Below are 13,483 nucleotides of genomic sequence, written 5' to 3'. Positions count from 1 at the left end.
CGCGGGCCGGCGGTCGTGGAACGGGCGCACCACGGACCCGACGAACTGCGGGACATCGCCACGGCGCTCGTCACGTCCCTGACCGGGCGCGGCCGGCCGGCATGAGACCGGCACCGTGCCTGCCGGACGCGTCACAGTCCACGGGCCAGGAGCAGGGTGACGTCGTCGGCCGGAGTCGCGGTGGGCAACGTGTCGATCACGGCCGTGCAGAGATCCTCGAGGGACGGGACGTGCTGGGTGAGAGCCCGTCCCACTCGCTGCATACCGACGTCGATGTCCTGGTGACGGTCCTCGACGAGGCCGTCGCTGAACAGGGCGAGCAGGCTGCCCGCAGGTAGTTCCAGTTCCGCGGACGGGAACCCCAGCATCCCGAGACCGAGGGGAGTGCCGTGCGGCAGGTCCGGGAACGAGACGCCGCTGTCCGGGGGGACCACGGCGGGCGGGGGATGGCCGGCCAGCGCCAGCGTGCATCTGCGGACGGCGGGATCATAGACGGCGTAGACGCAGGTGGCGCCCATCGACGGGATCTCTGTGTGGTCGGCTGCCTCCTCGTCCTCGGTCAGCCGGATGAACGTGCGGTCCAGCCTGGTCAGCAGCTCCCCCGGAGGTAGGTCCAGGTCCGCGAGCGTGCGGATCGCCGTACGCAGTCTCCCCATGGTCGCCGCCGCGGTGACGCCGTGTCCCACCACGTCGCCCACGACGAGGGCCAGGCGTCCGCCGGACAGCCCGATGACGTCGAACCAGTCGCCGCCGACGCTGTCCTCGGCTTCCGCGGGAAGGTAGCGGGCGGCCACTTCCATGGCGGTGCCGCCGTGCACCCGCCGCGGCAGCAGGCTTCGCTGGAGGGTGAGGGCCGTGTTCCGTTCACGGGTGTACCGGCGGGCGTTGTCCAGGCTCAGTGCGGCCCGGGCCACCAACTCCTCGGCAAGAAGCTGGTCGTTCTCGTCGAATGGCGTCGGGTTCGATGTCCGTACGAAGACCGCCACGCCCAGAAGGACGCCTCGGGCGTGTACGGGCAGGATCAGCAGCGAGTGCATGCCGTACTCGCGGATCTTCGCGGCCCGCGCCGGGTCCCTGGCCAGCCAGCTGTCGTGCGAGGTGTCGAGCCGGGGTTCCAGCAGGGGGCGGCCCGTGTACAGCACCTGCGTGAACGGCGACGTCTCGGGGACGTACACCACCTCGCCGGGTGACCACAGCGACTCCGGGGCACCGGTGTGGATCGAGGCCCGGCCCGCCCGCCTGAACTTGGGGACGCGACCGCAGGAGGGGCCCAGCCGGTCCAGCGGCTCCTCGCCGAGTCGCACCGACTCCGTGAGGTCGACGGTCACGTAGTCGGCGATCAACGGCACGGTGTAGTCGGCCAGTTCCTGTGCCGTGCGCGTGACGTCCAGCGTGGTGCCGACGCGCGCACCGGCCTCGCTCACCACCGCCAGGCGGTCCCCGGCCCACCGCCGGTCGGTGACGACCAGCGTCAGCATGCACACACCGAGGGGGCGGCCGTCAGCGGTGTGCAGGCGTACGAAGGAGGCAGAGAAGGCACGGTCCCGTCGCTGCCCCACGGCCGACGGAACGCGGTACTCACGGCCCGTCACGCAGTGGCCGTCGGCCAGCACCCGGCGTACGAGGGTTTCCAGTTGACCGGCGTCTCCGGTCAGGGAGTCCCGTGGTGGGCGGCCCAGGCGCTGCTCCCTGGGAATTCCGTCATAGCGTTCGAGAGCGTCGTTGGCCCAGATGCACCGCAGGCCGGTGTCCCAGACCGCGAGACCGACGACCGAGTCGGTCAGCAGGGCCCGCAGAGCCGGGGCGACGTCGTTCCCCAGGTCCAGGTCGTCCGTATCGCGGGCGGAGTCCGCTGCTTCCATGCGCGTCCGCCTTCCGACGTGCTTCCTCCGGTACGGCTTCCCCTTCGGATTCCCCGAGGGGAGCGCACGCGCTCGGATGAGTTCCTCGACCGTGATCGGCAGCTTGCGTATCCGCCGCCCCGTGGCGTGGTGCACCGCGTTGGCGACGGCAGCTCCGTAGGTGCCCTGGTGGTGATACGGACCGAACGGGGTCCTCGTTCTGCCGGAATCGTGTCGCGGTGGGTGAGGGCCGGGCCGGGAGCGGACATGGCGCACCTCCAAGGGCAAGACCTACCGATTCTTATGCAGGCATGTTTATGTCGCAAAAGGTGGATTCGCGTTATGCATCAGCTTTTACCTGAATTTGCCGAGTCGATGACCGTGGTGACACCTGGGAGGTGACACCCGGCAGGGACACGGAGTTCGAACAGTGGGCCCACGGGCTCGAGCGCGGTCCACCACACCGCTGCGCGCGACCTCTTCGAGCAGGGCGGCCGTTGCCGGGGTACGTGCCGGGGCACCAGGCCAAAAGCCCCGGACCGACTTCGTCCGGGGCCTTCGATGTGCCGGTCGTCAGTAGCAGACCTCCCCGTAGAAATAGCTTCCGTCCCAGTACTCCTCGTAGTACAGCTCGCAGTAGGCGGTCATCTCCGCCGTTGGGTGATGGGACTGCGTCGCAGACGTGGCAGCAGCAGGAGCACTGGACGTGGTGGCCGCCGAGGCCGGGGCGCTGGACACGGCCACGAGTCCACCGATGAGCATGGCGGACGCGGCGCCGGCCGTCACCACTCGCTTTGCGCGGTTACGTATCATGATCTTTCCTTTCAGTGCGCGTTTTCCACCTGTTCGGGTGGCCTGATTCCAGTAGACGCGGCCCTGAGACCCATGTTCATGACACGCAAAATCGTGACTTGACGGGCGATCGGTCAGGGCGTAGAGACGGCGCCCCACTCCGTCGGCGCAATTCTTGACCCATAGGTCAACTATCGTGCTAGCGTCGTGGCCATGGGAAGACCCAAGCAGTTCGATCCCGACGTCGCCGTCGAGCAGGCCATGGAGGTGTTCTGGCGGAAGGGGTACGCCGGGACCACCCCCCAGGACCTCGTCGACGCGCTCGGCATCGGCAAGGGGAGTCTCTACAACACCTTCGGCAGCAAGCACGCCCTGTTCGAGAAGGCGCTCCGCCGCTACCGCGACAGTCAGGCCGTCGCGCTGGTCGAGATGCTCGAGCGACCCGGCCCCGTCAAGGTGCGCCTGCGCAGGACGCTGGAGTTCCTGGTCGAGATGGACCTCGCCGACCCGGATCGCCGAGGCTGCATGGCCGTCAACGCGGCGGCGGAGCTCGCCGGGACCGACGAGACGGCGACCGAGCTCGTCCAGCGCATGCTCGACCGCACCGAGGACGCCTTCCGCGCCTTGATCGAGGAAGGGCAGCGCTCGGGAGAGATCGCACCCGAACGCGACCCGGCGGCCCTGGGGAGCCTGCTGCTGAACACCGTCGTGGGTCTGCGGCTCACGGCGCGCGTCGCCGAAGGCCCGGAGCGGCTCACCCGGGTGATCGACGCAGTCATCGAATCCCTCTGATCAAGAGCCTCGCGCTCGCTCCGCCGTGAGCGCACGCCACCCGCATTTTGTACCTGTGGTTAAAGAACTGGAGTTGCCGTGAATCTCGGTCTCGCCTCCAAGACAGCCGTCGTCACCGGTGCCGGCCGCGGCATCGGCCTGGCCACCGTGCGGACCCTGACCGATGAAGGAGTCCGCGTCATCGGCGCCGCCCGCACCATCACGCCCGAGCTGAAGGAAACGGGCGCGCTCACGGTGTCGGCCGACCTCAGTACCGCCGAGGGCGTCGCCGCCCTCATGGACCGCGCTCTGGCCGAGTCGGGCGGCGTGGATCTGCTGGTCAACAACGTCGGCGGCGGGGACGACGTGGAGCCCGTCGGCTTCCTCGACACCGACGACGAGCAGTGGACCCGCGTGTTCGACCTCAATCTGCTCAGCGCGGTCCGGGCCAGCCGCGCGGCCCTGCCCAGCCTGATCGAGCGCCGCGGAGCGATCGTCAACGTCTCGTCCATCAACTCCCGGCTGCCGGCCGCCGGCCCCGTCGCCTACAGCGCGGCCAAGGCGGCCCTCGCCGCGCTGGGGAAGTCCCTGGCCGAGGAGTTCGGACCTCGGGGCGTGCGCGTGAACACCGTGTCTCCCGGAGTGGTCCGCACCTCCGTCTGGGAGGACCCCGACGGCTTCGGCGGCAAGGTGGCGGCCTCGGCCGGGGCGGAGCACGCCGACTTCCTGCGACAGATCCCGCAGGCCTTCGGCATCACCACCGGCCGCATCACCGAACCCCAGGAGGTGGCGTCCCTGATCGCCTTCCTCCTGTCCGACGTCGCCAAAAACATCACCGGCGCCGACCACGTCATCGACGGCGGCACGGTCAAGACGCTCTGACGACCAGGGCGCCGAGGACCGGTGACGGGGGTGGTGAACCGGTCGTGGGCCCGGCAGCACGGGAGGCCGGCCCCACGGCCGGAGCCCTCAGTAGTTGCCGTTGGAGAGGATCTCGCCGTCCTTGTCGTACACGGTCACGAGCCCGTTGTCGGACTCGTAGCACGAGGCGAACGCCGACGCGATCAGCTTGCCTTCTCCCTGGTGCGGGCCCATGAGACCGCCCGTGAAGTCGGTGTACACCTCGGCGGAGTCGAGGATGTCGTTCCGCTTGTCCGCACCGGTCACCTTGGTGACGTGCTCGACCGCAGCCTTCTCGGTGCCGGTGCCCGACTTCGCGACGCAGGCCTGGAACTCCTCGGCCTGGCTCTTCTTCCGGGCCGCGGGCTCCTCCTCGGCGGCACCCTCGGCTTCGGCGGCCTTCGGCTTGTCCTCGGCGGCGACGGCCTTGTCCTTGCCCGAGGTGTCCGCGGAGTCGTCACCCCCGCCGGCGTTGGCAGCGATGCCGATGACGACGAAGACGGCAAGGGCGCCGAGCACGATCTTGCCGACCTTCCGCTTCTTCGGCGGCTCGGGCGCGGGCGGGGTGTAGCTGTAGCCGGGCACGGGCGGCTGGTTCTGGGGCCCTCCCCAACCGGGCTGCTGAGGCGGGTTCGGCTGCTGCGGGTACTGCTGGCTCATGGTGTCCCCTGAGGTGGATATGACTTGCAGGTGTGTGACTTGTGAACGTGATGTGTGGTTGCCTCAGGTACGCCGATTTCACCTGATCGTGATGAAGCGCGCGCCTACTCCCTGGAGGTGCAGAAGGGCCGCCCCACCGCGGCAATGCGGTGGGGCGGCCACGGCCTCCGGCTTCGCGCGACGCCGTCAGCTCCAGCCGGAGAGGGCGCTCACCCCGGCCGTACGGCGTCGTGAACGCCACCGGGGTCACCCTTGCCGCTCCTCAGGGCTCCCGCCGGATCGCGATGACGTCGAACTCGAGCACCACCTGCGGGCTGACCAGGACCGCGGTCGCGGCGTTCCAGTTCACGCCCCAGTCGTTGCGGTCGATGGTGACGCTGCCCTTGAAGCCGACGCGGAAGTCGCCCTGCGCGTCGCTTCCGCCGCCGGTCAACTCGACGTCCAGGGTGACCGGTCGGGTCACGCCACGGACGGACAGGTCACCGGTGACCTGGTAGTTGGTCTCGTCGGTCTGCTTCACCCCGGCCGAGGTGAAGGTGATGACCGGGTGGTTGTCCAGGTCGAGGAACCTGCCGCGCAGCAGGTCGTCGCGCTGCCCGTTGCGGGTTCGGATGCTGCTGCCCTGGATCACGATCCGGGCGCTGGATGCCGACGGGTGGTCGCCGTCCAGGTACGCGCCGCCCTCGAACTCGTCGAACCGCCCGCGCACCTTGGTGCCCATCGTGTGCCGGGCGACGAACCCGATACGGGTCCGGGAGGTGTCGAGAACGTAGTCGCCGGTCAGGTCGCCTAGTCCGGTGGTGGTCGACATGCTTGATCGCTCCTGGAGGTGTGCGCGAAGAGGTGCTGCGGTCACCCGAACTGGCCGGGCTGGTAGTCACCCGCGGGCCGCTGGGTGATGACGTTCAGGCGGTTGAGGGCGTTGAGGACGGCGACGGCCGACACCAAGGCGGCGAGCTGGTCCTCGTCGTAGTGCTTGGCCGCGTTCGCCCAGACCTCGTCGGGGACGCCGCCGGCCGCGTCGGCGATGCGGGTGCCCTGCTCCGCCAGCTCCAGGGCCGCCCGCTCGGCGTCGGTGAACACCGTGGCCTCACGCCAGACGGCGACCAGGTTGACGCGCTGCGGGGTCTCCCCGGCGTGCACGGCGTCCTTGGTGTGCATGTCGACGCAGTAACCGCAGCCGTTGATCTGGCTGACGCGGAGCGCCACCAGTTCCAGCGTCGCGCGCGGCAGCGTCGAGTCCGCGACCGCCTTGCCCGCCGAGACGATGTGCTTCAGGGCTTTGGCCGAGACCGGCCTGGCGAAGAAGTCGAGACGCATGTCCACAGTGATCTCCTTGTCCTGCTTGGCCGTTCCACCACAAGGACGGAACCGTCGTGTGCGGGATCGTGTTCGTCCCGGCAGTACGACGAGGCAGCTCCCCGTAATGTGAGGCGACGCGCCCACCTCACATTTCGCGGGGCCGTCTCGTCGTACTGGTGACAGCAGACGCAGCCAAGGGAGCGGCGGCACCATGAAGACCCGGTCCGGGCCAGGAGACGGCCCGCTCGATCCGAGCCTGAGCGCGATCATGAGCGAGCGGCGACGACTGATCAATCTCGCGTACCGGCTCCTCGGCTCCCTGGCCGACGCCGAGGACGTCGTACAGGAGACGTACACCCGCTGGTACGCCATGTCCCCGCAGCAGCAGAAGGCCATCGAGTCCCCCGGCGGCTGGCTGACGAAGGTCGCGAGCCGCATCTGCCTCGACCAGCTCGGCTCGGCACGGGCCCGGCGTGAGCGCTATGTGGGCGAGTGGATCCCGGAGCCGCTGCCCGACTCCGCGGAGTGGGCCGACGGGCGGCGTCCCGGCGGCGGGGCGGCCGACCCGGCCGACCGCGTCACGCTCGACGAGTCGGTCAGCATGGCCTTCCTCGTCGTGCTCGAAGCGATGACCCCCGCCGAACGCGTCGCGTTCGTCCTGCACGACGTCTTCCGCTACTCCTTCGCCGAAGTGGCCGAGATCGTCGGCCGTACCCCGGCGGCATGCCGTCAGCTGGCCTCCTCGGCCCGCCGTCGCCTCCGCGCGTCGCAGGCTCCCGCGGCTCCGGCCGCCCGGCACGCCGGTGTCGTCCGGGACTTCAAGCAGGCATGGGACGCCAAGGACATCGACGCCCTCATCGGCCTCCTCGACCCCGGTGTCACGGCGGTCGCCGACGGTGGTGGCCTCGTCAGCGCCGCGCTCCGCCCGGTCGAAGGCTGCGAGCAGGTCGCGCGCCACCTCGTCGATCTCGCCGCCAGGGCACCCGGCCTGGAGATCCTGGAGCGTTCGGTCAACGGCCGGCCCGGGCTGGTGCTTCGGCTGGACGGTGCCACCGTGTCGGTCATGGCGATCGACGTCAGCGACGACCGGATCACACACATCTGGGGAGTGCGCAACCCCGACAAGCTCCGGTCCTGGACGACGGGCTGACGCAACCGCGGATCGGCGGGCCGGGCGACACGGTGAAGGAACAGTGGACGTTCCGCGCCTCGACGGGCCGGCCGAGAAGTCAACGGATGTTCATGCGTAGGGTCTTGTGTTCGTTTCACCGTTCATCAGGAGACCTGCCATGGAACACAACTCGTCGACGTCGCTCACCCGTCGGGGCCTGCTGCGCACCGGCGCGGGTGCCGGACTCGCCGCGCTCGGGCTCGGATACGGCGCCCAGAGCGCCTCCGCGGCGGTGCCCACGTCCCCGCGGTTCGACCTGTCGCAGCCGTCCTACGACCTGTTCCGCGACAACGTCCTGCACAGCAAACGCGTCCAGCAGAGCTTCGCCTTCGACTCGGTCAACAAGCGACTGTTCGTCGCCGCCAAGCGGTACGGCAGCACCGAGGAGGCGGGCGACCTGTGCATAAGCGAGCTCGACTTCCACGGTAACTACGTGTCGTACATGCACCTCAACGGATTCGGCCACGGCGTCGCCTTCGGCGTCCGCCCCAGTGGCAGCACCAGCTACCTGTGGATCGAGTCCGACGCGAACTCCAACGGCTACGGCTCCAAGCTGGCCTGCGTGAAGTACACCGCCGGCGCCACCCTGGACTCGTCCTCCACCAGCTTCGGCAGGTTCCAGCCGGTCTCCGGGGCCACCGAGTACACCTGCTCCATCGACCCGGTCCACAACCGCATGATCGTCCGCTACCACAAGGACGGCGCCAAGCACATCGCCGTCTACAACGTCTCCGACACCGACAACGGCGACTTCAGCAACCCGCTCGTCGACTTCACCCCGCCGTCGATCTCCGGCACACCGCAGGGTTACACGCTCTACGGCTCGTACATGTACTTCATGACGGGCAACGCCTACTCGGACTCCAACCCGGACCCGGGCAACACGTACATCACCAGCATCAACGTCAACACCGGCGCCATCGCCCAGGGCCCGACCCTCACCAAGGCCGGTTCCACCCTGACCTTCCGGGAGCCCGAGGGGCTCGCCGTCTACCGCACCGACGCGGGCGAGTCCCGTCTCTTCCTGGGCTTCGCCACGGGCGTGGAGGGAGACCGGCGCTCCAGCATCTTCTACAAGAACGCCCTGGTCTGACACGGCGGTCGAGCGCCGGTCGGGACGAGCCCGGCATCGACGGCCACGGCCTGCCGCCGGTCCTCGGCTCAGAAGTTGCTCAAGACTTCCCGCCTCGAGTACCGCGGGAACGTCAGGGATGTCATGGTCGTCCCACGCCGGAACGGCCAGCGCGTACCCGCGGGCGACGGCGACCGAGCGACAGGGGGAACGCACATGTTCGCAGTGATGGACCTGGGCACCAGGATTGCCGTGTTCGTCACGATCGCCGCCGTGGTCGGGTCGGCCGTCGTCGCGCTGCGCTGGTTCGGGGCACAGCGGCGGTAGGGCCCGAGCCGCCTGCCGGGGGACGAAGGAAAAGGCCACCTGCCGTTCGCGGCAGGTGGCCTTCGCCGTGGCCGATCGGCGGATCACCAGATGCCGTTGAGGCCCCACCACTCGCCGTCGGTGCGCTCGCTGGACGCCAGGAGGCCGTTGCCCAGGCCGCGGTAGGTGACCAGCCAGCCGAGGTGGCCCGGGGAGCCGTCGATCTCGTACTTCTCGTTGGTCACGGCGGCCAGGTCGGGCCGCCCGTCGCCGGAGGAGTCGCCGACCGCGATGAGGTGGGCCATGGCGTTCCAGCCGCCCTTGCCGACCAGGACGCGTCCGCCGAGGGCGGCGGAGCGGCCGGGGTAGAGCCAGAGCTTGCCGGTGGACGCCTCACGGCCGTAGAGGTCGGGGCGGCCGTCGCCGTTCATGTCGCCGACGCCGGCGAGCGCGTTCATGGCGTTCCAGCCGCCGGTGCCGATCAGCTTGCGGGAGCCGAGCGTGCCGGTGGAGGTGCCCGGGTAGAGCCAGAGTCTGCCGGTGGACTTCTCGACCGCCACCAGGTCGGAGCGGCTGTCGCCGGTGAGGTCGCCGACGGCGGTGATCCTGCTCATGGCGTTCCAGCCGCCGGTGCCGATCAGCTTGCGGGAGCCGAGGGAGCCGGTGCCGGTGCCGGGGTAGAGCCAGAGCCTGCCGGTGGACGCCTCACGGGCGATGACGTCCTCGCGGCCGTCGCGGCTGAAGTCGCCGTGCCGCGTCAGGGCGTTCATGGCGTTCCAGCCGCCCGCGCCGATGAGCCGGCCGGTGCCGTCGCCCGGGGTGAACCACAGCCGCCCGGCCTTGTCGCGGGCGATGACGTCGGCCTTGCGGTCGCCGTTCATGTCGCCGAAGCCCGACGCCTTGGGAGAGGTCTCGGAGAACCAGCTCGGGTAGGCGGTCTGGCTGCACTCGCGCTCGGTGCGCACGAACTTGATCGAGCTGGTCGTCGCGGTCGGGTACGAGGAGTACTCACCGGGGTCCGCGGGGTCCTCGGGGAAGTAGCCGCCCCACGGGACGTAGTTCTTGTCCTCGTAGACGCAGGCGATGGACTTCGAACGGTTGACGTGCGAGCGGATCTTGTTGTCCCAGCTGCCCAGGTCCGCGACGCTCTTGTTCGTCTTGTACATCTGTCCGGTCGCGCTCTCGCCGGACCAGCCGCAGAAGTAGCCCGCCGGGCAGTCGTACGCGTCCGCGGCCGCCGGAGCGGCGGTCGCGGTGGCCAGGCCGGTGCCTGCGAGCACGAGGCCGGCGAGTGTCGCCACGCTCCGGGTGAAACGGTTCCCCATGTGGTGTGCTTCCCCTCCCTGTGATGTGCGTCGGCACCATAACCCGCCGTCCGGGGACCGCCGAGGGGAAGGACGCGACGAACCGGCCCCGCACGGCCTTTCGTCATGACACCGTTACTCGACGGTCCGTTCGGCGGGTCGGTCCCCGGCGTCGGCACGCCTCGCGTAGTCCGCCAAGGCCGGCGTCAGCAGGTCGAACGCCCGCCGCGCCTCCTCCGCCAGGACCTCCGCGATCTCCGGGTTGGTGCGGCCCGCCAGGGTGAGGCCCTGGATGCGGCCGAAGAGCACGCGGTGCACTCCGCCCAGCAGGGCAGCCGCCGTGTGCGGCGTGATGTCGTCGGGGGACGCGCCGGTCGCCTCGGCCAGGGACGCGGCCAGGGCCTCCTCTCGCCTGTCGTGGAGGCCGCGCAGGCAGAGGGAGAGGGTGGGGCTCTCGGCGATCATGCGGGTGAACCGCGGACCGGCGAAGCCGGCGACCGGGTCCTGGGCGGCGACGGCCGCGAGGAAGGACCGGCGCAGGGCCTCCAGGGCGGTCTCGCCCGGTTCGCGCGCGGCCACGGTGTCCGCCAGGGCGGCGACGAACTCGTCCTGGTGGTCGAGGGCCAGGTCCTCCTTGCGCGGGAAGTAGTTCGTCACGGTCTTCTTGGCGACCCGGGCGGCGTCGGCGATCTCGGCGATCGTCGTGCGCTCGAAGCCCTGCTCCATGAAGAGCCTGGTGGCCCGGTCGGAGATCAGCTGGCGCGTCTCGCGCTTCTTGGTCTCGCGAAGGCCCGGGGCGGCGGTCGGCGTGTTCGGCTGCATGAGGCAATCTTACGTCGGTTGTATTTTTACGTTGACAGCATCTCACCGCCGCCAATAAAGTTACGTCCGTCGCAAGTTTCCACTCGGGGAACATACGAGGAGCCGCCCTGACCACCGACCGCGCCACCGCCCCCACGCCCGACACCACGGAAGGAACCCGCTTGAGCGACCAGACCTCCCCCTCCTTCGGCGCCGGCGCCGAGTTCGACCGGCAGGTCGGCACGCTCACCGCGCTCGGCTACCCGGCGATGTCGGGCCGCACCCCGGAGCAGTTCGCCGAACTGGTGGCCCCGCTGCGCGCAGAGGCCGTGGCGCACGCGAACACGCCGTACGACCTCGACGCCGGCCGGGTGCCGTTCGTACTGGTCGTCACCCGTGAACTCGCCCCGGTCGAGCGGACGATGCCGCTGACCACCCTCCACGGCGGCCGGCTGCCCGGGTTCGTGGACCGCTCGTTCGAGCCCGGCGCCCTGGAGCGGTTCGTCGCCACCAAGGAGGCCGAACCTCCGGCCCCCGACGCCTATCTGCTGTTCGACGTCGAACGCGGCGAGGAGTTCTGCGGAGCCGTACCGGACGACGCGATGGCCGTCGTCGCCGAGCGGGGCCGCACCCTGCTCACCATCGAGGAGGGCATCGCGCTGGTCACCCACCACCCGCAGGTGCTGGTGAAGAACAAGTGCTTCTCGCTGGGCGGTTCACGGTCCGGCGACCGCCGGGTCCCGGCGATCTGGATCAGCCAGAAGGCACCCAAACTGGGCTGGTGCTGGGAGGGCAACCCGCACACCTGGCTCGGCATGGCCTCGGCCGGGTCCCGCCGCGCCTGACGCGCGCCGGGGCCCTCCAGGAGGCGGGCGCCTCGTGACGGCCCTCGCGGAGAACTGCAGCGCCACGGTGGGCGGCTGGTTCATGAGCGCCGTGGCCCTGCTCTCCCTGGCCTGCGTCCCGGCCCTGCCGGAGACGAGCAACAGGGACCTCGGCACGATCTGACACCGCACACCCTCCCCTGAAGAGGGGCGGGTGCGGGTGGCCCTTGTGGTGTCGAGGCGGGTACGCGGCGTGATCTGCCGCGGGGCTAGCATCCGCTCATGACGACCTCGCAGAACGCAGCCAACGACAGCCTCTCTCCCCTCGACGTCGAGATCGGTTCGCTCCAGGGCGGGCCGGCGGACCTCGCGCAGTACGCGGGCCGGGTCGTGCTGGTGGTCAACGTGGCCTCCAAGTGCGGGCTGACCCCGCAGTACTCCGGTCTGGAGCGACTGCACGAGCGGTACGCGGAGCAGGGCTTCACCGTGCTCGGCGTGCCGTGCAACCAGTTCATGGGCCAGGAGCCGGGCAGCGCCGAGGAGATCGCCGAGTTCTGCTCGGCAACGTACGGCGTGACCTTCCCGATGACCGAGAAGGTGGAGGTCAACGGTGAGGGCCGGCATCCGCTGTACGACCGTCTGACCGGGTTCGCCGACGCCGAGGGGCACAGCGGGGACGTTCGCTGGAACTTCGAGAAGTTCCTGATCGGCCGGGACGGCAAGGTCGCCGCCCGCTTCTCGCCGCAGACCGAGCCGGAGGCCGCCGAGGTCGTGGCGGCCGTCGAGGAGCGGCTGGCCGGTTGACCCTGCCCCTGGGGCAGGGTCCAGTGTCCTCGTCGCCGGGCGGAACAGGCCGCCCGGCGACGGAGGATGACGGCGTGGACGACGAGTTGCTCACCATCGGGGCGTTCGCCGCGCGGGCCCGGCTGTCGGCCAAGGCACTGCGCCTGTACGACCGTCTGGGCCTGCTGGTGCCCGCGCACGTGGACCAGGCCACCGGCTACCGCTACTACCGCACCGGCCAGATCGAACGCGCCCGGCTCGTGGCCCTGCTGCGGCAACTGGACATGCCGCTCGCCACGGTCGCCGAGGTCGTGGCGGCGGAGGGCACCGAGGCGGTCGGTGCCCTCACCGCGTACTGGGCCGGCGTCGAGGTGCGGGTGGCCGGGCAGCGCACGCTCGTCGACTACCTCCGTGGACGGCTTTCGGGGAGGAACTCCGAGATGTACGGGAAGTTCGTGGTCGAGACGGTGGACGTGCCCGAGCAGGTGCTGATCACCGAGACCCGGCACACGCTGGTGACCGAGTTGCCGGCGTGGATCGGTGCCTCGCTCGGGCGGCTGGAGGAGGCCGCCCGGGTGTGCGGGGGCGTGGCGGCGGCACCGTTCGTGGTCTACCACTCCGAGGTGTCGACGGAGAGCGACGGCCCGGCGGAGGCGTGCGTGCCCGTCGCCGACGAGGCGGCGGCGCGGGCGTGGGCCGAGGAGCGGGGACGGGCCTGGGAGACGAAGGTACGGGTGGAACCGGCCCGGCGGCTGGCCTGCACGCGGATCACGAAGGCGCAGGTCGCCCATCCGCAGATCATGGCCGCCTTCGAGGCGGTGGAGGAGTGGATCGCCGCCGAGGGCCTGACGCCGGACGGACCGTGCCGTGAGGTGTACTTCGCCGACTGGGACGCGACGGGCCCGGAGGATCCGGTGTGCGACGTGGCCTTTCCGGTGAGGTGAGGGACGCCGTGG

General features: G+C 70.2%; 15 protein-coding genes. 8 read left to right on the top strand and 7 right to left on the bottom strand.

All coding sequences use genetic code 11. From position 1 onward, the window contains the following. Positions 1–131: 131 nt before the first annotated feature. Both IE260_RS15190 and IE260_RS15185 read right to left on the bottom strand, forming a co-directional pair. The gene (locus tag IE260_RS15190) at positions 132–1,862 is read right to left on the bottom strand and encodes a SpoIIE family protein phosphatase (RefSeq protein ID WP_189871964.1); all 1,731 of its coding nucleotides are present in this window, start codon (positions 1,860–1,862) and stop codon (positions 132–134) included. Between the two features lie 552 nt (positions 1,863–2,414). Next, complete coding sequence (locus IE260_RS15185) at positions 2,415–2,654, bottom strand: hypothetical protein (RefSeq protein ID WP_189871963.1); 240 nt, start codon at positions 2,652–2,654, stop codon at positions 2,415–2,417. A gap of 192 nt (positions 2,655–2,846) precedes the next feature. Between IE260_RS15185 and IE260_RS15180 the strand changes: the two genes are divergently transcribed. Together IE260_RS15180 and IE260_RS15175 are read left to right on the top strand one after the other, a co-directional pair. Beyond that, on the top strand, positions 2,847–3,425 hold the full coding sequence (locus IE260_RS15180) for a TetR/AcrR family transcriptional regulator (RefSeq protein WP_189871961.1): 579 nt from the start codon (positions 2,847–2,849) through the stop codon (positions 3,423–3,425). Between the two features lie 78 nt (positions 3,426–3,503). Next, on the top strand, positions 3,504–4,286 hold the full coding sequence (locus IE260_RS15175; RefSeq protein WP_189871959.1) for an oxidoreductase: 783 nt from the start codon (positions 3,504–3,506) through the stop codon (positions 4,284–4,286). A gap of 87 nt (positions 4,287–4,373) precedes the next feature. Here IE260_RS15175 and IE260_RS15170 read toward each other — a convergent pair whose 3' ends face one another. From IE260_RS15170 to IE260_RS15160, 3 genes are all read right to left on the bottom strand, one after another. After that, the gene (locus tag IE260_RS15170) at positions 4,374–4,964 is read right to left on the bottom strand and encodes a hypothetical protein (RefSeq protein WP_189871957.1); all 591 of its coding nucleotides are present in this window, start codon (positions 4,962–4,964) and stop codon (positions 4,374–4,376) included. 262 nt (positions 4,965–5,226) lie between these two features. Next, on the bottom strand, positions 5,227–5,775 hold the full coding sequence (locus IE260_RS15165; protein ID WP_189871955.1) for a YceI family protein: 549 nt from the start codon (positions 5,773–5,775) through the stop codon (positions 5,227–5,229). Positions 5,776–5,816: 41 nt separating this feature from the next. Further along, positions 5,817–6,290 (bottom strand): carboxymuconolactone decarboxylase family protein, encoded by a 474-nt coding sequence (locus IE260_RS15160; RefSeq protein WP_189871953.1) that lies wholly within the window; start codon positions 6,288–6,290, stop codon positions 5,817–5,819. Positions 6,291–6,477: 187 nt separating this feature from the next. Here IE260_RS15160 and sigJ point away from each other — a divergent pair, with 187 nt between their 5' ends. Beyond that, positions 6,478–7,416, top strand: a complete 939-nt coding sequence (gene sigJ / locus IE260_RS15155; RefSeq protein ID WP_189871951.1) for an RNA polymerase sigma factor SigJ — start codon at positions 6,478–6,480, stop codon at positions 7,414–7,416. 139 nt (positions 7,417–7,555) lie between these two features. Next, positions 7,556–8,530, top strand: coding sequence for a phage baseplate protein (locus IE260_RS15150; RefSeq protein ID WP_189871949.1), 975 nt, complete (start codon positions 7,556–7,558; stop codon positions 8,528–8,530). Between the two features lie 389 nt (positions 8,531–8,919). Here IE260_RS15150 and IE260_RS15145 read toward each other — a convergent pair whose 3' ends face one another. Both IE260_RS15145 and IE260_RS15140 read right to left on the bottom strand, forming a co-directional pair. Next, on the bottom strand, positions 8,920–10,140 hold the full coding sequence (locus IE260_RS15145; protein ID WP_189871947.1) for an FG-GAP-like repeat-containing protein: 1,221 nt from the start codon (positions 10,138–10,140) through the stop codon (positions 8,920–8,922). A gap of 114 nt (positions 10,141–10,254) precedes the next feature. Beyond that, positions 10,255–10,941, bottom strand: a complete 687-nt coding sequence (locus tag IE260_RS15140; protein ID WP_189871945.1) for a TetR/AcrR family transcriptional regulator — start codon at positions 10,939–10,941, stop codon at positions 10,255–10,257. Between the two features lie 161 nt (positions 10,942–11,102). Here IE260_RS15140 and IE260_RS15135 point away from each other — a divergent pair, with 161 nt between their 5' ends. From IE260_RS15135 to IE260_RS15125, 4 genes are all read left to right on the top strand, one after another. Beyond that, positions 11,103–11,765 (top strand): DUF5701 family protein, encoded by a 663-nt coding sequence (locus IE260_RS15135; RefSeq protein ID WP_189871943.1) that lies wholly within the window; start codon positions 11,103–11,105, stop codon positions 11,763–11,765. 34 nt (positions 11,766–11,799) lie between these two features. Beyond that, the gene (locus tag IE260_RS42585; protein ID WP_268254924.1) at positions 11,800–11,928 is read left to right on the top strand and encodes a hypothetical protein; all 129 of its coding nucleotides are present in this window, start codon (positions 11,800–11,802) and stop codon (positions 11,926–11,928) included. 98 nt (positions 11,929–12,026) lie between these two features. After that, the gene (locus IE260_RS15130; RefSeq protein WP_229880770.1) at positions 12,027–12,548 is read left to right on the top strand and encodes a glutathione peroxidase; all 522 of its coding nucleotides are present in this window, start codon (positions 12,027–12,029) and stop codon (positions 12,546–12,548) included. Between the two features lie 74 nt (positions 12,549–12,622). Further along, positions 12,623–13,471 (top strand): MerR family transcriptional regulator, encoded by an 849-nt coding sequence (locus IE260_RS15125; protein ID WP_189871941.1) that lies wholly within the window; start codon positions 12,623–12,625, stop codon positions 13,469–13,471. The last annotated feature ends 12 nt before the right edge of the window (positions 13,472–13,483 follow it).

This window comes from Streptomyces viridiviolaceus, assembly GCF_014650995.1.
Lineage (GTDB): Bacteria > Actinomycetota > Actinomycetes > Streptomycetales > Streptomycetaceae > Streptomyces > Streptomyces viridiviolaceus.
Note: the sequence above shows the minus strand (reverse complement) of the source record. Positions and strands in the feature narration are given on the sequence as shown.